The organism is Aliarcobacter sp. (assembly GCF_041672065.1).
GTDB classification, from domain to species: Bacteria; Campylobacterota; Campylobacteria; order Campylobacterales; family Arcobacteraceae; genus Aliarcobacter; species Aliarcobacter skirrowii.
Window position 1 is genome coordinate 1 of sequence record NZ_JBAZAH010000018.1, and the last position, 19,511, is coordinate 19,511.

Annotated in this window: 15 protein-coding genes and 3 tRNA genes; 8 read left to right on the plus strand and 10 right to left on the minus strand. The window is 26.8% G+C overall.

The window, feature by feature from the left end:
* Positions 1-608 (minus strand): response regulator (locus tag WC168_RS04350; RefSeq protein WP_372617748.1); only part of this gene is annotated, 608 nt, incomplete at its 3' end.
* A 251-nt stretch (positions 609-859) separates the two neighbouring features.
* Between WC168_RS04350 and htpG the strand changes: the two genes are divergently transcribed.
* The 7 genes from htpG (at position 860) to WC168_RS04385 (ending at position 11,383) form a co-directional block, all read left to right on the plus strand.
* Positions 860-2,767: a molecular chaperone HtpG gene (gene htpG / locus WC168_RS04355; RefSeq protein WP_372617749.1), complete on the plus strand. Its 1,908-nt coding sequence runs from the start codon at positions 860-862 to the stop codon at positions 2,765-2,767.
* A gap of 109 nt (positions 2,768-2,876) precedes the next feature.
* Positions 2,877-3,866, plus strand: a complete 990-nt coding sequence (locus tag WC168_RS04360) for an HlyD family secretion protein (protein WP_372617751.1) — start codon at positions 2,877-2,879, stop codon at positions 3,864-3,866.
* Positions 3,859-6,576 carry a ribosome-associated ATPase/putative transporter RbbA gene (gene rbbA, locus WC168_RS04365; protein WP_372617753.1) on the plus strand — a complete coding sequence of 906 codons (2,718 nt, stop codon included), beginning with the start codon at positions 3,859-3,861 and terminating at the stop codon, positions 6,574-6,576. Before WC168_RS04360 ends, rbbA begins: the two co-directional genes overlap by 8 nt.
* On the plus strand, positions 6,577-7,701 hold the full coding sequence (locus tag WC168_RS04370; protein WP_372617755.1) for an ABC transporter permease: 1,125 nt from the start codon (positions 6,577-6,579) through the stop codon (positions 7,699-7,701).
* A gap of 100 nt (positions 7,702-7,801) precedes the next feature.
* Positions 7,802-8,362: a DedA family protein gene (locus WC168_RS04375; RefSeq protein ID WP_372617757.1), complete on the plus strand. Its 561-nt coding sequence runs from the start codon at positions 7,802-7,804 to the stop codon at positions 8,360-8,362.
* The gene (gene dbpA, locus WC168_RS04380) at positions 8,352-9,710 is read left to right on the plus strand and encodes an ATP-dependent RNA helicase DbpA (RefSeq protein WP_372617759.1); all 1,359 of its coding nucleotides are present in this window, start codon (positions 8,352-8,354) and stop codon (positions 9,708-9,710) included. The genes WC168_RS04375 and dbpA overlap by 11 nt, the downstream gene beginning before the upstream one ends.
* A gap of 53 nt (positions 9,711-9,763) precedes the next feature.
* Positions 9,764-11,383, plus strand: coding sequence for a diguanylate cyclase domain-containing protein (locus WC168_RS04385; protein ID WP_372617761.1), 1,620 nt, complete (start codon positions 9,764-9,766; stop codon positions 11,381-11,383).
* A 9-nt stretch (positions 11,384-11,392) separates the two neighbouring features.
* Here WC168_RS04385 and WC168_RS04390 read toward each other — a convergent pair whose 3' ends face one another.
* The 4 genes from WC168_RS04390 to WC168_RS04405 form a co-directional block, all read right to left on the minus strand.
* Entirely contained in the window at positions 11,393-12,304 is a 912-nt protein-coding gene (locus WC168_RS04390; RefSeq protein WP_109066619.1) for a cation diffusion facilitator family transporter, read from the minus strand.
* 3 nt (positions 12,305-12,307) lie between these two features.
* Entirely contained in the window at positions 12,308-12,946 is a 639-nt protein-coding gene (pdxH, locus tag WC168_RS04395; RefSeq protein WP_066350118.1) for a pyridoxamine 5'-phosphate oxidase, read from the minus strand.
* Positions 12,947-12,956: 10 nt separating this feature from the next.
* Positions 12,957-14,516: an HD domain-containing protein gene (locus WC168_RS04400; protein WP_372617763.1), complete on the minus strand. Its 1,560-nt coding sequence runs from the start codon at positions 14,514-14,516 to the stop codon at positions 12,957-12,959.
* A 133-nt stretch (positions 14,517-14,649) separates the two neighbouring features.
* Positions 14,650-16,026, minus strand: coding sequence for a PhoH family protein (locus tag WC168_RS04405; protein ID WP_372617765.1), 1,377 nt, complete (start codon positions 16,024-16,026; stop codon positions 14,650-14,652).
* 190 nt (positions 16,027-16,216) lie between these two features.
* On the opposite strand from WC168_RS04405, the gene WC168_RS04410 reads away from it, so the two are divergent.
* Positions 16,217-17,833: an EAL domain-containing protein gene (locus WC168_RS04410; RefSeq protein ID WP_372617767.1), complete on the plus strand. Its 1,617-nt coding sequence runs from the start codon at positions 16,217-16,219 to the stop codon at positions 17,831-17,833.
* Between the two features lie 12 nt (positions 17,834-17,845).
* Here the strand turns inward: WC168_RS04410 and WC168_RS04415 are convergent, their stop codons facing one another.
* From WC168_RS04415 to WC168_RS04435, 5 genes are all read right to left on the minus strand, one after another.
* Positions 17,846-18,355, minus strand: a complete 510-nt coding sequence (locus WC168_RS04415; protein ID WP_066350112.1) for an NADPH-dependent FMN reductase — start codon at positions 18,353-18,355, stop codon at positions 17,846-17,848.
* A gap of 71 nt (positions 18,356-18,426) precedes the next feature.
* Positions 18,427-18,502, minus strand: a tRNA-Phe gene (locus WC168_RS04420).
* A gap of 12 nt (positions 18,503-18,514) precedes the next feature.
* Positions 18,515-18,599 (minus strand) — tRNA-Tyr (locus tag WC168_RS04425).
* Between the two features lie 22 nt (positions 18,600-18,621).
* Positions 18,622-18,696: transfer RNA gene (locus tag WC168_RS04430), tRNA-Gln, on the minus strand.
* A gap of 72 nt (positions 18,697-18,768) precedes the next feature.
* Complete coding sequence (locus WC168_RS04435) at positions 18,769-19,509, minus strand: hypothetical protein (RefSeq protein ID WP_066161816.1); 741 nt, start codon at positions 19,507-19,509, stop codon at positions 18,769-18,771.
* Positions 19,510-19,511 lie beyond the last annotated feature (2 nt).

Below are 19,511 nucleotides of genomic sequence, written 5' to 3' on the forward strand. Positions count from 1 at the left end.
TTTTCAAGAGCTTTTGCAACTTTTTTTAGTGCTATATCTCCTTGACCATGTCCGTAATTGTCGTTGTATGGTTTAAAAAAATCAATATCTATCATCAAAACAGCTAAAGATTTTTTATCTCTTTTTGCTTCAAGAAATGTTGTTTCAAAAGTTTCATCAAAATATCTTCTATTTCTAATATTTGTTAAACCATCATACATAGATATTTTTTCTAGTAAATCATTTTTAATCTTCATTTCAAGATAGTTTTTTAATCTTAATTTTGTGATAGTTTTATTAAAAGGTTTTGTAATATAATCAATAGCACCCAAATTTAAACCATACTCTTCATCCTCTTCACTGTTTCTGGCAGTTACAAAAATTATAGGAATATTTTTTGTTTGTTCGTTGTTTTTTAATATTTTACAAACTTCATAGCCGTTAATATCAGGCATTTCAATATCTAAAAGTATTAAATCTATATCATTTGGTGCATTTAAAATTTCAAGAGCTTTTGTGCCGCTTTTTGCAATTTTTACTTCATAAGTATCTTTTAGTAGATCATGAATTAAAAGCAGTGTTGTTGTCATATCATCAACAACTAGAATAGTTGGTTTTTTGAACTCCATATCTCTCCTAAAGAATATTATTTTTTCAATTTAAAAATAAAGCTTTGATTTTATATCAATTATTATAAATATAATATAAAACTATAAATTAAGAGTAGAAATCAAACTTAAGAAAATTTTATTTTAGCACTCAATATATAATAGTGCTAAAAAAATAAAAAACTTTAGCCAAGTTTAATAAAGGTTTGATAAAATTCCTTTTTGAAAAATTTAAAATATTTATAATAAATATAAAAAAAGGAGATTTTTTTATGGCAAAACATCAATTTCAAACAGAAGTAGGGCAACTACTTCACCTAATGACACACTCTTTATACTCAAATAAAGAGATTTTTATAAGAGAGCTTGTATCAAATGCTAGCGATGCTATTGATAAATTAAACTATCTAAGACTTACAGATGAGAAGTTAAAGGAGAGTTTTGCTTCTTGGAAAGGTGAGATTAATATCTCTTTTGATGAGAAAGATAAATCTTTAACTATAGTTGATAATGGTATTGGTATGAATGAAGAGGATATGATAAACTCTATTGGTACTATTGCAAAGAGTGGGACTAAATCTTTTGTTGAAGCACTAACAGGTGATGCAAAAAAAGATTCAAACTTAATTGGTCAATTTGGGGTTGGATTTTACTCTGTATTTATGGTTGCAGAAAAAGTAGATGTAATCTCTAAAAAAGCTGGTGAAGAGACAGCTTATAAATGGAGTTCAACTGGAACTGGAGAGTTTGATTTAGCACCTTGCACAAAAGAGACAAATGGAACAGTTATCTATATTAAATTAAAAGATGATGAGGTAAGTGAGTTTGCAAGTAAATATAGAATTAAAAATATAGTTGAAAAATATTCAAACCATATTGCTTATCCAATTTTCTTAAATTATGACGAAGAAGTGACGCAAACTTTAAGTGAAGAGGATAAAAAAGCTGGAAAAGAAGCAGTTAAAACTATTGAGAGAAAACATGAACAAATAAATGAAGCAACAGCACTTTGGACTCAAGCAAAAGCTAAATTAAAACAAGAAGATTATAATAACTTCTATAAATCGATTTCTCAAGATAGTTCAGACCCACTTCTTACAATACATACAAAAACGGAAGGGGTAAACGAATATACAACACTATTTTACATTCCTAAAATTGCTCCAATGGATATGTACAGAGCAGATTATCAAAGTGGAATTAAACTATATGTAAAAAGAGTATTTATAACAGATGATGATAGAGAATTATTACCAACTTACTTAAGATTTGTAAGAGGAATTATTGATAGTGAAGATTTACCTCTAAATGTTAGTAGAGAGATTTTACAAGAGAATAGAATCTTAGCAAATATCAAACAAAGTAGTGTTAAAAAGATTTTAAGTGAGATTAAAAAATTATCAAAAGATGAGGAGAAATACTCACAATTTATTGAGCAATATAATCGTGCATTAAAAGAGGGAGTTTATCAAGATTATACAAACAAAGAGTCAATCTTAGAGCTTTTAAGATACAAATCTACAAATGATGAGAAAAAATTAACTTCACTTGAAGATTATAAACAAAGAGCAAATAGTGAACAAAAAGCTATTTACTATATTGTTGGAGATAATGAAAAAGTTTTAAGAAACTCTCCTTTAATCGAAAGCTACAAAAAAAATGGAATTGAAGTTTTAATCTTAGATGATAAAGAGATAGATGAGATTGTAACTCCAACAATTGGTGCATTTAAAGAGTGGCAATTTAAAGATGTTACAACTTGTGAAGCTCCAAAATCACAAATTAGTGAAGAGGAGAAAAAAGAGATAGATGAGAAGTATAAAGATATTGTTGTGAAAATCAAAGAGAAACTAAAAGATGAGGTAAAAGATGTAAAACTTACTTCAAGACTTGATAGTTTTGCCTCTTGTATTACAAAAGATGAGCAAGATGCACAAATGGCTGCTATGGCTCATATGTTTAAAGCAATGGGACAAGAAGTTCCAGATGTGAAACCAATTTTAGAGATAAATCCAAATCATGAGATAGTACAAAAACTAAATCTTACAAAAGATGAAGAGCTTATTGAAGATATTGCTTGGATTTTATTGGATTTAGGAAAAATTAGTGAAGGACTTGATGTAAGCGATAGAGTTGCATTTACAAAAAGACTTACAAAAATCACTTCAAAAGCTCTATAAAACTTCAATTTTTAGCTCACTTGGTTTTTTTAAACCAAGTGGTTTCTTGTTTAATACTTAATTTATTTTTTGATACAATCATCTTAAATACCAATATTAGGAAACAGTTTTGAAAAAAATAGTTTTATTCATAATCTTAATTTTAGTTTTTACTCTACTATATTACTTTTTTTACATAGATAAAAAATCAAAAAATCTTGATGGATTTGCATCTGGAAATGGAAGATCTCAAACAACACAAATTGATATATCCTCAAAATTTTCTGGAAGATTACAAGAGATAAATGTGCAAGAGGGTGATTTAGTAGAAAAAAATCAACTTCTTGCAAAAATAGAAGTAAAAGAGTTGGAGTCAAAACTTCAAGAAGCAATCGCTCATAAAAATCAAGCTGTTGAAAATAGAAAGTTTGCATTACATATTGTAAAACAAAGAGAGAGTGAACTTTCACTCGTTAAAAAAGATTTTGACAGAGCAGATAAACTTTTTAAATCAAAAAGTATTTCACTTGCAGATTTTCAAAAAAAACAAACAGAGTTTAAAAATGCCCAAATAGCACTAGATGCTGCAAAAACTCAAATAAATAGTGCAGAAGCTTTAATAAATGCTTTAGAGGCTCAAATTGAAACTATTAAAATAAATATTGAAGATACAAATCTTTATTCACCTACTAAAGGAAGAGTTCTATATAAAATCGCACAAAATGGGGAGATTGTAGCAAGTGGTGGAAGAGTTTTAGTCGTTTTAGATTTAATGGATACTTATATGGATATTTTTCTTTCAACAGCACAAGCTGGTCTTGTAGATGTTGGAAGTGAAGCTAGAATAGTATTTGATGCCATTCCAAATATTGCAATTCCAGCAATTGTTACTTTTGTGTCGCCTATGTCTCAATTTACTCCAAAAGAGATTGAAACAAAAGAGGAAAGAGCGAAGTTGATGTTCAAAGTAAAAGTAAAAATCAATCCATATTTACTAGAAAAATATTATGAAAGAGTTAAAACAGGACTTCCTGGAGTTGCTTATGTAAAATTAGATAAAAATGCAGTTTGGCCAGAACATTTAAATAATTTACCAAAAGATATTAAAGCAAATGAGTGAAGTTGTTGTAAAAATAAGTAATCTTTCACATAAATACAAAGATGTACTCGCCTTAGATAATATAAATTTGAGTTTACCAAAAGGGAAAATGGTATGTTTTATTGGTCCAGATGGGGTTGGAAAATCTACACTTTTATCAATTATATCTGGAACAAAAATTATACAAAACGGAAAAGTTGAAGTTTTAAATAATGATATGAGCAATAAAAAATCAAGAGATGTAATTTGTCCAAAAATTGCTTATATGCCACAAGGTTTGGGAAAAAACTTATATATGACTCTATCTGTTTATGAAAATATAGAGTTTTTTGCCAAGCTTTTTGGATTAAATAAAAAACAAAGAGAAAAAAGAATCTTACAACTTCTACAAAGTACAGACTTAATAAAATTTAAAGATAGAGCTGCTGGAAAATTATCAGGTGGAATGAAACAAAAACTTGGACTTTGTTGTGCATTAATACACGACCCAGAGATTTTAATCTTAGATGAACCCACAACTGGAGTTGACCCTCTTTCAAGAAGAGAGTTTTGGAAACTAATAAATCTTATAAAAGAAAAAAATCAAGATATGAGTGTTTTAATAGCAACTGCTTATATGCAAGAAGCTGCTACTTTTGATTCAATTATTGCTATTGATGATGGAAAAGTTTTAATGCAAGGAACACTACAAGAGATTTTGAAAAATACAAATAGTGTTGATATTGATGAGGCTTTTATAAAACTTTTGCCAAGTGAAAAAAGAGTTGGGCATGAAAAATTGGTAGTTTCTAAAAAAAATGATGAGGGTAGTTCTTACTCTATTGAAGTTGAAAATCTTACAATGAAATTTGGTGATTTTACCGCTGTTGATAGTGTAAATTTGAAGATAAAAGATGGAGAGATATTTGGATTTTTAGGCTCAAATGGTTGTGGAAAAACTACAACAATGAAGATGTTAACAGGATTATTGACTCCAAGTAGTGGAACTGCAAAACTTTTTGGAAAAGAGCTTCAAAATAGCTCTTTAAATTCAAAAGAACTTGTAGGATATATGACTCAAAATTTCTCTTTATATGGAGAATTAAGTGTATATGAAAATTTAGAATTACATGCAAAACTTTTTCATATAAAAGATGAAAAAACAAGATTAGAGTATCTTTTAGATGAGTTCTCTTTAAAAGAGTATAAAGATAGTTTTGCAAAAGATTTACCTTTGGGAATAAAACAAAGACTCTCTTTGGCAGTTGCTGTTGTTCATAGTCCAAAAATGCTTATTTTAGATGAGCCAACTTCAGGAGTTGATCCAGTTTCAAGAGATAACTTTTGGAGGCTTTTGCTCACTTTATCAAGAGAGAAAAAAGTTACTATTTTTATCTCTACTCACTTTATGAACGAAGGTGAAAGATGCGATAGAATCTCTTTGATGCACAAAGGAAAAGTTTTAGTAAGTAATACTCCAGAACAACTAATAAAACAAAAAAATAAAAATAGTCTTGAAGATACATTTATAGCCTATTTAGAAGATGCCTTAGATGAGAGTGAGAAAAAAGAGATTACTCTTGAGAATCAAGATATAAATATAAAAAAAGAGATTAAGCAAAGTAGTTTTTTTAGTTTACAAAGAGCATTGGCATATAGTTATAAAGAGTCTTTAGAACTTTTAAGAGATAAGGTTAGATTAACTTTTGCACTTTTAGGAACGGTTATTTTACTTTTTGTTATGGGATATGGAATAAGCTTTGATGTTGAAAATCTAAAATTTGCAGTTTTAGACCAAGATAAATCGCCTATTAGTCAAAATTATATACAAAATGTTGCTGGTTCTAGGTATTTTATTGAAAAAGAGGAGTTAAACTCTTTTGAAGATTTAGATTTAAAGATGAAGAGTGCCCAAATTAGTCTAGCTTTTATAATTCCACCTGATTTTGGAAAAAATATACAAAAAGGATATAAACAGGAGATTTCTGTTTGGATTGATGGAACTTTTCCTTTTAGAGCTGAAACAATTTATGGTTATGTTCAAGGTTTACACTACAACTATTTGAAAAATTATTATAAAGAGAGTTTGGGAGTTGATTTTAAATCTGATGTAAATATTCTTTTAAGATATAGATATAACCAAGATTTTAAAAGTATTTACTCTATGGTTCCAGCAGTTATATCTATTCTTTTGATTTTTATTCCATCTATCTTGATGGCTTTGAGTGTTGTAAGAGAAAAAGAGCTTGGTTCTATTGTAAATTTTTATGCTACACCTGTACGAAAAATGGAGTTTTTACTAGGTAAACAGCTACCTTATATAGTTGTTAGTATGATTAGTTTTTTTGGTTTAGCTATTTTGGCTATTTTTATTTTTGGAGTTCCTTTAAAAGGTAGTCTATTTACACTTACTTTGGGAGTTTTTTTATATATTATTTGCACAACAGGAATGGGGCTTTTTATCTCATCTTTTGTAAAAACTCAAATTGCAGCACTAATGGGAACTGCTGTATTAACACTTCTTCCAACAATACAATTTTCAGGATTAAGAGAGCCTGTTAGTTCACTTGAGGGTATAGCTGAATATATTGGAAATATATTTCCTGTAACACACTTTACAAATATAAGTAGAGGTGTTTTTAGTAAAGATATATCTTTTAAAGATTTACATCTTGAGTTTTTTGTATTAACTACATCAATTTTTGTAATACTATATTTTAGTTATTTAGTTTTAAATAAGCAGGAAAAATAAGTGATAAGAACATTTTTAAATATTTACAATCTAATGATAAAAGAGTTAAAAATAGTAGTATATGATAAAGGTATGTTTATATTTATCATATATGTTTTTTCAGTAGCAATTTATGTAGGTGGAACAAAGGCTTCAATGGAGCTAAAAAATGCTCCAATAGCATTTGTAGATAGTGATAAAAGTCAGTTGTCACATAGATTAATTAATGCTTTTTATAAACCAAGATTTAACACTCCTGATACTATCTCGTATTATGATATTGATGAAAAGATGGATTCAGGATATTACACATTTATTGTTTTAATTCCAAGTGATTTTGAAAAAGATGTTTTATCCTCTAAAGTTCCAGAAATACAAGTAAATATAGATGCTACAAGAATGACACAAGCTGGAATTGGTGCTGCGTATGTAAAAAATATTATAAGCCAAGAGATAGATACTTTTTTAAATAAAAGTGTTGAAAATAGTGTAAATCCAGAATTAATTATAAGATATAAATATAATCAAAACCTAGCAGGTGAATGGTTTGGAAGTATAAATGAGATTATAAATAATATTGTGATGATATCTATTTTACTTTCAGCAGCATCTTTAGTTCGTGAAAGAGAACATGGAACTATTGAACATCTAATGGTAATGCCTTTGACATCTTTTGAAATAATGATTTCAAAGATACTTTCTGTTTGTATTATAGTTTTATTAGGAGTTTGTTTTAGTATATTTTTTGTTGTAGAGGCATTTTTAGAGATTCCAATTAGTGGTTCAATTCCTTTATATTTGTTTTCTACTTTTTTAGTTCTTTTTGCTACAACATCAATGGGTGTTTTTATAGGAACAGTTGTAAAAAATATGCCCCAACTTGGAATGGTCTTTATTTTGACAATTTTACCACTAATGATGCTTTCAGGAACTATGTCACCTTTTGAGAGTATGCCACAAATACTTCAATACCTAATGAATTTAATGCCAACTAGCCATTTTGTTGAGTTATCACAAGCTATTTTGTTTAGAGATGCAGGATTTTTTATTGTTTATAAACAGATGATAAATATTTTTTTAATAGGTGTTGTGTTTTTTATTTCGACACTTTTTATCTTTAAAAAAAGCTTGGGAATGGATAATTAAATTTTTATTTTAAATTTGTTGAATAGTTAGAAAATTTGCTATATATGTAATAAACCAATATTTAGATAGAATAAACTTTAAAAAATATTTTAGGAATTTTATGGAACAGTTTATTCAAGATTGGGGTTATGTAGCCCTTTTTTTATACTCATTTGGTGGTGGTTTTTTAGCATTAGTTATAGCTGCTGCTTTCTCATTTGATGGTACTTTAAATATATATGTAACAATTGCAGTTGCTGCTTTTTCAAATATTATTGGTAGTCAGTTTCTATTTTTTATGGCAAAAAAGAATAAAATATTTGCCCAAGATATGATGAATAATCACAAAAGAAAAGTTGCATTTGTTCAACTTCTATTTAGAAAATATGGATCATTTATAATTATTGTTCAAAAATATATTTATGGAATTAAAACTTTAGTTCCTTTGGTTATGGGAATTTCAGATTACAATGCTTATAAATTTACAATTTTAAATATTATAGCTTCTATTTTATGGGCTGTTACTATTGGTTATGTAAGTTATATAGCTGGATCTTTTTTATTAGAATTTGCTGATAATATTAAATATATAGGTTTAATCACAGTTGTAGTTGTATTAGGTATTTTAATAATGAGTTTTAGACCAAAAAAGAGAAGAAAGAGTAGAAAAAATGAAGTTTAATGAACTAAATATAGATAAAGATTTAGTAGAAAATTTAGAGAGTTTAAACTTAATAAATCTAACACAAATTCAAGAAAAGAGTTTAAAATATAGTTTAGATGATAAAGATTTAATAGCTCGTGCAAAAACAGGTTCTGGAAAAACTCTTAGTTTTTCACTTCCAATAATAAAAAATTTAAATCCAAAAAAATTTAGAGTTCAATCTTTGATTTTAGCTCCAACAAGAGAGTTAGCATCGCAAATAGCTACAAATTTAAGACAATATTTAAGACATATTCCAAATATAAAGATTTTAACTTTATGTGGTGGAGTTCCATATAAACCTCAGGTTTTATCACTTAGTCATGAGGCTCATATTATTGTAGGAACAGCTGGAAGAGTTTTAAAACATATAGAAGAGGCAAATTTAAAGCTTGAAGATATAAATAGTTTTGTTTTAGATGAAGCTGATAAAATGCTTGATATGGGCTTTTATGATGATATTTCAAAAATAGCTTCAATGCTTCCAAAAAATAGACAAACTATGCTTTTTAGTGCAACTTATGAAGAGAATATTAAAAAATTAGCAAAAGATATTTTAAATAAACCAGAGTTTGTAGAGGTTGAAAATGAAGAGAAAAATCATATTCTACAAATTTTTTATGATACAAACAACAAAGATGATTTAATTGAAAAATTAATCAAAAAATATGAGGCAAAAAGCACAATAATATTTTGTAATCAAAAGATTACTTGTGAAGATTTAGCAGATAGCTTATTTAATAGAGGCTTAGATGTATTAACTTTACATAGTGATTTGGATCAAAAACAAAGAGATGAAACTTTGGCAATTTTTTCAAATAAGAGTTATCCAATTTTAATTGCAAGTGATGTTGCAAGTAGGGGAATTGATATTTCAGATATTGATTTAGTTATAAATTATGATGTAGCACTAAATAGTAAAATTCACACTCATAGAGTTGGAAGAACAGCAAGAGCTGGTAAAGGTGGAGTTGCTATTACTTTTTATAATCAGGCTGAAATGAGTAGAGTTTTAGAGATTAAAGATGAGTTTGGTGATATTTTATTTGAAGATGATAGTGATATAACATATAATAGTAGTTTTAAAATAGATAGTGAATTTAGAACAATTTATATAAATGGTGGAAAAAAACAGAAACTTAGAAAAGGTGATATTTTAGGAAGTTTAACAGCTGGAATTGGCTTAAATAAAGATGATGTTGGAGTTATTGATGTACTTCCTACTTGCACTTATGTAGCTATAAAAAAAGATAAATTAGATTTTGTTATGGAAAATTTAAATAAGACAAAAATAAAAGGGAGTTACTATAATATTTATGAAAAATAGAGATAAGTTCATTAAAACTATGTTACTATTTTTAAATATTTTTAGGGGTTTAAATGCTTGCAAATAGAATTTTTATAAAAACTTTTACAATATTTTTAATACCATTAATTATTGCTCTAATATTAAATATAAATCTATTTTATAATAGTTCAACTACTATAGAAAATATGCTATCTATAATATTATTTATATTTATCTTTATTCTTTTTGTATACTCTTTTTTAGTTCTAAAAAATATGGGTTCAAAACAAGAGAAGAGATTTTTAGATGCACATAAGCATCAAAATATATATAAAACATTAAATTTACTAAATAAAATGTTGCCAAAACTTGATAAAAAAAATATGGCATTTTCACAAATTTGTGAGATTTTATCAAAAAATAAAAATATATCTTTTAATTTTATATATGATATTGATAAAAAAGAGTTGATCTCTCAAAAAACAGTTCAAAAAGAGTATTTAGAAAATAGAGCTGCAAAAAAAGATTTTGTAAGTGAAACTTTGGTCTCTCAAATTATAAAAAGTGGGGAGAGTTTAGTTGTAAATATTCTAAAAGATGAGAAAAAATCTATTTTTTATGGAAAAACAGATGAGTTTAAATTAAACTCACTTTTAGCAATTCCTATAAAAAAATTTGATAAAACAGTTGGAGTTTTGGTTATTTACTCTCATTTTCAAGACTTTTTTGATGAAGATATTAAAAATATTTTTGAAAAATTGGTTTTGGATATAACAGCACTTTTAGAAAAACTTGAATTAAAAGAGCAAAAAAGAAGACAAGAAGAGGAGTTAAAACTTACTTCATATGCTTTTGAAGAGTCTTTTGTACCTATGATAATAACTGATAAAAGAAACAATATCATAAAAGCAAATCATGCATTTTTAAAAATAATGGGTTATGAAAGAGCCGATATATTAGGAAAAAATCCAAGAATTTTTAAAACAGCACATCAAGATTTTACATCTGCAAAAAGATTATGGGATACTCTTTTATCAAAAGGTTACTGGAGTGGAGAGGTTTATAATAGAAAGGCAAATGGTGAGATAATTGCTTTAAAAGGTACAATTACAGTTGTAAAAAATAGTGAAGGACAAATCACAAACTTTATTGGTCAATATATGGATATTAGTGAACAAAAAGATAAAGAGAAAGTTTTACAATATCAAGCAACTCACGATAATCTAACAGGTCTTCCAAATAGACTTTTATTAACAGATAGAATAGAACATGCAATTACAAGAACTTTAAGACATAAAATTTATGGTGGACTTATTTTTATAGATTTGGATAATTTCAAAGAGGTAAATGATACTTTAGGTCATGATATAGGAGATATTCTTTTAATAACTGTTGCTCACAAAATTAAAGAGTGTGTAAGAGATGAAGATACAGTTGCTAGAATTGGTGGAGATGAGTTTATAGTTTTGATTGATAATGTTGGAAATAATAGTGATGATGCTAGAAAAAATATAAACTTTATAGCTCAAAAAATAAAAGACTCTTTAAATAGTATAACTCATATTGAAGGTCATATTAATGTTTCAACTCCAAGTATTGGAATAACTTTGTTTCATGATGCAAGTGTAAGTGTTCAAGATATTATAAAACAAGCAGATACGGCTATGTATAGTGCTAAAAAACAGGGTAAAAACTCAATTGAGTTTTTCTAAAATCCCCTTTTAAATATTACAGTTATTATTTAAATCATTTGTTAAAAAGTCATCGTAAGGTTCTAAATGAATACTTACAATCCACTCTCTTTTCTCATCTATTCTTTTTATCTCATCTTCTATTTCATGACTTATTTTATGGGCTTCCATTAGTGTAATCAAGCAGTTAAAAACTATATGAACATCAACAAAAAATTGATTAGAAGCCTCTCTTGTTTTTAAAAGATGGTATGAATTTACTTGAGGGCTATTTTTTATAACTTCCTCTATTTGAGAGACAATCTCTTTGTCAAGTGATTTATCTAATAAAACCAAAGTCCCTTTTTTGATTATTTCAAAAGCTGAGTATATAATATAAAATGAGATTAATGCTCCAATAATAACATCAAAAATCTCATACTCTGTAATAGATACTAAAACAAGAGATGCTAAAACAGCAATATTGCTTAAAACATCAGTTTTATAGTGTAAAGCATCAGCTTTTATAATCATAGATTGAGTCTTTTTTGAAACATAATTTAAATAAGTAACCAAACCTATTGTTATAATTAAAGATAGAATCATAACATAAATTGAAATATCTAAATATTGAGAAGTCTCTCCTAAAATAGCCTTTTTTACTGCATGATATAGAAGAAAAATCCCAGAAAGAGTTATTATAACTCCTTCAATTACCAAAGCAAATGCCTCTATTTTACCTCTTCCATAATTAAAATTTTTATCAGCTGGTTTTTCTGAATTTAAAACAGCAAAATAGTTAAATATAGATACAAACATATCTAAAATAGAGTCAACAGCAGATGCTAAAACTGCAACAGAGCCACTAAATATTCCAATTATTAGCTTAAGTAGAGTTAATATTGCAGCAACAGTAGAGGATACTATTGTTGCTTTTTTTTGAGGTGAAATTTTAATATTCATAATTTATGGCGCCAATCTTGAAATAGTCCAGCTACCATCTTCTAGTAAGCTATATAAAAATCTATCGTGAAGTCTATCTTCTCCACCTTGCCAAAACTCAATTCTTATTGGTTTTAAAACATATCCACCCCAAAAAGATGGTAGTGGAACTTCACCTTTTAAAAATTTTCTTTTCATCTCATCAAATTTTTGCTCTAAAAGTGCTCTTGAGCTTATAGTTTCACTCTGTCTTGAAACCCAAGCTCCAATTTGGCTACCTTTTGGACGACTTAAAAAATATTTAAGTGAATCAGCCTTTGATATTTTTTCGATATTTGCTTCAATTTTTACTTGTCGCTCTAGTGGTAACCAAGTAAAAAGTGCTGCAACTTTTGGATTCTCTTCTATTTGTTTTGCTTTTTTACTATCATAATTTGTGAAAAAAACAAAGCCTTTTTCACTAAAATATTTTAGTAGAACAGTTCTAGCACTTGGCATCATATTTGCTCCTACAGTTGCAAGACAAAATGCGTTTGGTTCTATTAATTTCTCATTTATTGCATCATTAAACCAAATTTCAAACTGTTTAAAAGGATTTTTATCTAAATCTTTAATATCAAAATTTTTTGTTGTATATTTTCCTCTAATATTTGCTAAATCCAAATTTGACTCCTTAATCATCAAAAATATTAAATAGTATCTGTTTTAAATCATTTTTCATATCATCTAACAAAACTTTTTTATTTGAATAGATATAAAAAGGAACTGTATTTCTCATAGAGTGTTTTAATCTTTTTCTTAAAGTTGAAATCTCATCAATATTTATAAGCTCTTCTGTATCATACAAAAAGAAATCTTTTGCTATTCCTAGATTAAAAGATACTATTTGATATGCAAAAAAAGATTCATCTTTTTCATATTTTTTTACAAAATCTTCCAAAGCAACTTGTAGTTTGTTTAATCTATTTTGAGTAATAAATCCAAAACTCTCTCTAAATTTATATCTTTCAATTGTAGAAAAATTTAATACTTTATAAAAATCATTTAAATTTTTCCAATGACTTTTAAATCTTCTTTTACCAAATAAAATCTCTTCAAAACAGTATAAGTATTTTATATCTTCTTTAGTTAAAAGCTCTTTATTTCGTAAATCAAAATATCTATTTTTAAAAAGTGAAATTAACCAATTTTCATCTAATAAAGAGATAGTATCCAACTCTTTTTCTCTATTTTTATTTTTGAAATTCCAAAGCATTGATATTGAGTTTGAAAGTTTATCATCATTGTTTTGATCTTTAAAATATTCATTTGATAGATATTGAACAACAGTTTCAAGCAAAGAGTCTGTTTTTGCAATTCCATCATTAAAAATAACTTTTTTATATAGATTAAATCTCATCTCCAACATATGCTCAATATCAATTAAGCTTGTATCAAAAAAACTCAAATAAAAACTACTCTCTTTTTGTACTAAAACAGCTTGTTTTGTAATTCTTATATGATCATTAGCACCTGTTATATAACCACTTGCCAACATATCTCTGTTTATATAATCAAGTCTATCAGCATCAACAGTGCTATCTATAAAATTGTGTAAAACTTTAAAATCAAAATTTTCAAAAACTTGCTCCTCTAAAATTAAAAGTGCTAATTTTTTGATTAGTTTTATATACTCTTTTTCACTCTCTTTTGAAATTAACTCTTCAAGCTCATAATCAAAAAGAAGTTTTAATAGATTTTGACCAATAGCTTCATGTAAAACCTCTTTACCATTGTTTGTAATCTCTTCATAATTTTCTTTAAATATCTTCTCTTTATTTAAAAGCTCTTCACTTTTATCCTCTTTTTGTTTGATTGTTTTATAGACTTTTTTTAAAGCATATTCAACTTGATGAGAGAAAGGAAGATGTCCAACATCGTGAAGAAGACCAACTACTCTTATGGTTTGTAAAAAAATAGTATAAGTTGATCTTTGAGATTTTGATTTTGTTGGAATTGTAAATTGATATAGTGCTTTATTGTCAAAATACTCCATATCATCAATATTGATTTTTAGATTATCTTTTTTAATAATAGAGATTAAAACTTTTTTCAAAGATGCCAAAAAATCATTTTTTGTACTCTTATTTGCATTTAAAAGAGCATTTTTAAATAAAAAAGCACTTAAATGCATTGTTCCTAAACTGTGAATAAATCTCTTTGTTGTAATTGATGGATAAGAGAAATATGCCAAAGCATTTTGTGTAATAAATTGTAATCTATTTAAAATTTTTGTTTGAAGAATTTTATCTTCAAGCTTTGTATATTCAATGTGATTGTAAATAGTGTCGTTAATTAGTCTATTGTGTATTTTATATCCTTTTTATTTATTGATTTTTATTTTCAAAAATTCTCTCTGTAAACTCTGCAAACTTACCACGAACAGCTTTTTCAAGCTCTATTGCAAACATTTTAAGTTCACTGTGAGTTTGTGAAGTCTGTTTTAAAAGAGTTGTTAATCCGTTATTATATTTGTTTAAATATAAATTGTCTATTTGTCTATTTGAACCAATTACAATTGCCATACAACTCTCATCGAGTCTTGAAAGTATTAGTTGAGTTGTTTTTTCACTACTATTTTGCCACTCATCTATAATTACAATAGAGGCTGATAATGTTCTTCCTCTAGCTTCCCCTGGCCATAAAGTCTCTATACAATATTTTGTTTGTAACTCTTCTACTTTAGAGCTTATTGATTCTAAATTTTCTCTATTTTCACTCTTTTTTAGATATTTTTTAGCAATAAACTCTAAAGTATCATATAAGGCCATATTGTAAATTCTAAACTTCTCATCGTTTCCAGATAAAAAGCCAACTTCAGCACCTTTATCAAGTGATTCAATTGAGTTTCTTACATATACAATTTTGTCATATAAACCCAAATCAATCAATCTCATGGCACTTATAATTGACATTAATGTTTTACCACTTCCTGCTTTTGCATCAACTACAAGTAAGTCAAACATATTTGACAAAATCGCTTTACAAAATAGTTTTTGTTTTAGATTTACGGGTTTTATATTTAAGGTTTTAAAATCACTCTCTTTTAAAATATCAATTTTGCCATTTACAATGGTTGCATACTCAATATTTCCATCATCACTCTCAAATGAGTATGAAAAATTTTCAATCTCATAATTATCATCTACTAATTTAATATCTTTATTCTCTAAGCTATTAAATAAAGATGAATCAAGTTTTAAGCTCTTTAAAAAATTAAATTTTGGAACTGTAGATTTATCATCATGTAAAGTCTCTGTTTTAATCCCTTTAAAAAGGGCAAAAGTTCTAGCATAAACATCAAGTGATAAAAATATAGTTTGACAACCTTTAAAATACTCTTGAGCAATAGAAGCAACTTCAATAATTCTTTTATCATTTGATTCAGATATATGAATCTGCTCAATTGAAGTATCATATCTATCTTTAGAGATAATATTAATATTTATATCATCATCATAAAGTTTTACAACTTTAAAACCAGTTTTATAATCAAGCTCTTTAATCTTCATCTTAGCTAGTAATCTTGCAAACTCTCTTGAATAAAAGCCTAATTCATTTGTCAGTTTCTTTTTGTCCTCTAGCTCAAGTAAAACTGTTTCAGGAATAACAATATGGTTAGTTTTATTGTCTGATATTTTGTAGAGATTTTGAAGATTTTGTAAGATGATATTTGTATCTAATACATATACTTTTTCTTTCATAGTAAAATTTTATCACAAATTAATATCAAAAAGGTTACATAAAATATAGTTTTTAAAAAACTATAGTATAATCTAATTCTAATTTTTAAACAAAGGCATAAGATTGGAAATTATTTTTATAGCTTTATTATTGATAATTGTTTTTTTTCTAGTTGTTTTAATAATAATTAAATATAAAAGTAGCCAAGAAATGCAATCTGAAATCGAAGATTTAAAAAGAAAAAATAATATTTTAAGACAGTACAATAAAGCTACAAAAACATCAAACATAATTTCAAATAGCGATTTAAAAGGAAATATTACCTATGTAAACGATAAGTTTTGTGAAGTTGCTATGTATACAAGAGAAGAGGTAATGGGTAAACCTCACAATCTTTTAAGAGGTGAATCAGATGGAAAAATATTTAAAGAGATGTGGGAAACTATTCAAAGTGGAAAAGTTTGGAAAGGAAATCTTAAAAATACAAAAAAAGATGGAAGTTTTTACTATATAAATACAACAATATCTCCAATTTTTGATGAAAATGGAAAAATCTTTGAGTATGTTGCAATTAGACATGAAATTACAGATTTGGTTCAAAAAACAAATGAGTTAAATAGAATTTTAAGAGAGGATTATTTAACAGGAATTGGAAATAGATACAAACTTATAGAAGATATTTCAAAAAAAGAGAGTTTATCTATTGCACTATTGGATATTAAAAATTTTAGTGAATTAAATGATTTGTTTGGATATCAATTTGGTGATATGGTATTAAAGTTAGTTGCTAGAAAAATTGAGGATTTAATAAAAAAATATAAAAATTATAGTGTTTATAGAGTAACTTCAGATGTATTTGCTATTTTAGCTCAAGATGTAAAAAGAGAAGATTTTATAGAGTTTGTTAAAGAGATATCTTTAATTGTTTCGGAAAAACCTTTTAGTGCAAATAGAAGACAGGTCTTTATATCACTTGCTTATTGCTTCTCATTTGAAGAGAAATCACAACTTTTAGAGAGTGTTAATATAATAAGAAAATATGCTAAAAAACATAAAAATCATATCATTTATGATAAAAATCTTAATATAGAAAAAGAGTATGAAAACAATATTTACTGGACACAAAGAGTAAAAACTGCTTTAGAAAAAGAGCAAATAATACCTTTTTTCCAAGGAATTTATAATTTAAAAACTCAAAAGATAGAGAAATATGAAGCTCTTGCAAGATTAAAAGATGATAATAGCACAATAACACCTTATTTCTTTTTGGAGATATCTAAAAAATCTGGACAATATAAAGAGATTACAAAAAGTATTATAGAGAAGAGTTTTGAGTATTTTAAAGATAAAGATTATGAATTTTCAATTAATCTTGCTTTTGAAGATATATTAGATGATGAGGTAAAAGATTTTTTAATCAAAAAAATAGAAGATTATAATATAGGTTCAAAATTGGTTGTAGAGATAGTTGAGAGTGAAGAGGTTGAAGATTTTGAACTATTAAATGAATTTTTAGAGCTTTTAAGCTCTTATGGATGTAAAATTGCAATAGATGATTTTGGAAGTGGATATTCAAATTTTGAGTATTTAACAAAAATGAGAGCAGATTATATAAAAATTGATGGCTCTTTGATAAAAGATATTTTAGATAGCAAAAGTAATCAGAATATTGTAAGTATGATTATAGGTTTTGCAAAAGAACAAGGATTTAAAACTATTGCAGAGTTTGTATGGAGTAAAGAGATTTTTGATAAGGTAAAAGAACTAGGAGTTGATTATATTCAAGGTTACTATATAAGTGAACCAAAAGAGAATATAGATGCTTAAGAGAGATATCTCTTAAACATCTGATAGTTTTACAAGAGCTTTTAAAATCTCTTGTGCACTATCTTTATTTAAAGCTTTTTCATAAGTTGTTAAAATTTCTCTAGCTAAAATATTTGCACCTAAGTGTTGAAACATAATTCTCATAGCTTGAAGTCCTTTTTGACCTCCACCGCCACTGTGTGTTGCAAGAGCAACTATTTTATCATTAAATGCATCTCTCCAATTTTTTGTTGATCTTGAAGTCCATGCCATTGCATTATTTAATACAGGTGGCATAACTCCATTGTACTCAGGTGCAACTACAATAAAAGCTTTTAAATCCATTATTTTTGTAGTTAAATCAAGTACAGATTCAGGAATACCATTTTTATCCTCTTCAACTGTGCTATATAGTGGTAAATTATAATCAACTAGATTTATAATTTCACTATCAAAATTTAATTCATCTGCTATATATTTTAACTCATTTGCTAATTTTAAATTATTATTAGAACTAGCTACTAATATTCCAATTTTTGACATTTTTAAATTCCTTTTATATTTTTTATAAGAGGTGATTATAGCTTAGATTTTATTAATTGAAAGTATTTTGATGGTGGTTCGAGACAGAATCGAACTGTCGACACAAGGATTTTCAATCCTTTGCTCTACCGACTGAGCTATCGAACCACAATCATAAAGTGGTGGTGAGAGAAGGATTTGAACCTTCGAAGCCGTAGGCGGCGGATTTACAGTCCGCAGGATTTGACCACTCTCCAACCTCACCATAAAAAAGAACTTAAATTAAGTGGATGGGGTAGAAGGATTCGAACCTTCGAATGACGGTACCAAAAACCGTTGCCTTACCGCTTGGCGATACCCCAATAATTTAAGTGGACGAAATTATAGTATTATGAATATTAAACTTTGATAAAAATATCGGCTTTTTATGAAATTTATTCATAAAAAGCAGGAGTTGGAGGAAAAGTATCAAATGCTCTTTTAATTGCAAAATCAACTTGATTTTTATTTTTAATATTTTGAGTTGGATGTGAAAATTGAAGATAGTTTATAGATTCAGGAATAGTTTTCTCTTTTTTATATACAAAAGCAACTTTTTTGCCCATTTTTTCACTATTTTCAAATATTGTTTTTGCATATTCAAAAATGTGTGGAAACTCTTTTTTATTTAATTTATCTCCCCAGCAAAAAAATAGAAACTTTCCAGCTGGAACAAAGTTTTTTACATCTATATACATAATATCTCTATCAAACTCAGTATTCTGATTTGAGTTATATTTTTCTAAATCTTCATTGAATTTATTTAAAAGAGTGCTTGAGTCAATATGACCCTCTATTAGATTAAACAAATTTTTAATCTCTACAATTTTTCCTTTACAATGCTCACTCATCGCTTGTTTAAAAGATGTTATGTAGCCTTCACTTTTTAACTCTATTAACTCATCAAAAGAGTTAAAATCTTGTTCTAATAAAAATTTATTAGAGTCATAACCAAGAGGTGTAACAACTGGATTATATAAAATCACTGTTCCAATTATATTTTTTTTTCTACTCTCTTTTGTTTTTATTAACTCTTTAAACTCTTTTACACTTATATCATTTTCTCCAAAGTACATATAACTTTGAGTTAAAAAAACCTCTTCGTACATTGTTTGAATTTCACCAAAATATTGCATTT

Excerpts from the sequence above, each read along its gene's own strand:
- htpG (WP_372617749.1), top strand. The coding sequence starts at position 860 with ATGGCAAAACATCAATTTCAAACAGAAGTAGGGCAACTACTTCACCTA.
- rbbA (WP_372617753.1), top strand. The coding sequence starts at position 3,859 with ATGAGTGAAGTTGTTGTAAAAATAAGTAATCTTTCACATAAATACAAA.
- WC168_RS04375 (WP_372617757.1), top strand. The coding sequence starts at position 7,802 with ATGGAACAGTTTATTCAAGATTGGGGTTATGTAGCCCTTTTTTTATAC.
- dbpA (WP_372617759.1), top strand. The coding sequence starts at position 8,352 with ATGAAGTTTAATGAACTAAATATAGATAAAGATTTAGTAGAAAATTTA.
- WC168_RS04385 (WP_372617761.1), top strand. The coding sequence starts at position 9,764 with ATGCTTGCAAATAGAATTTTTATAAAAACTTTTACAATATTTTTAATA.
- WC168_RS04390 (WP_109066619.1), bottom strand. The coding sequence starts at position 12,304 with ATGAATATTAAAATTTCACCTCAAAAAAAAGCAACAATAGTATCCTCT.
- WC168_RS04405 (WP_372617765.1), bottom strand. The coding sequence starts at position 16,026 with ATGAAAGAAAAAGTATATGTATTAGATACAAATATCATCTTACAAAAT.
- WC168_RS04410 (WP_372617767.1), top strand. The coding sequence starts at position 16,217 with ATGCAATCTGAAATCGAAGATTTAAAAAGAAAAAATAATATTTTAAGA.
- WC168_RS04415 (WP_066350112.1), bottom strand. The coding sequence starts at position 18,355 with ATGTCAAAAATTGGAATATTAGTAGCTAGTTCTAATAATAATTTAAAA.
- WC168_RS04435 (WP_066161816.1), bottom strand. The coding sequence starts at position 19,509 with ATGCAATATTTTGGTGAAATTCAAACAATGTACGAAGAGGTTTTTTTA.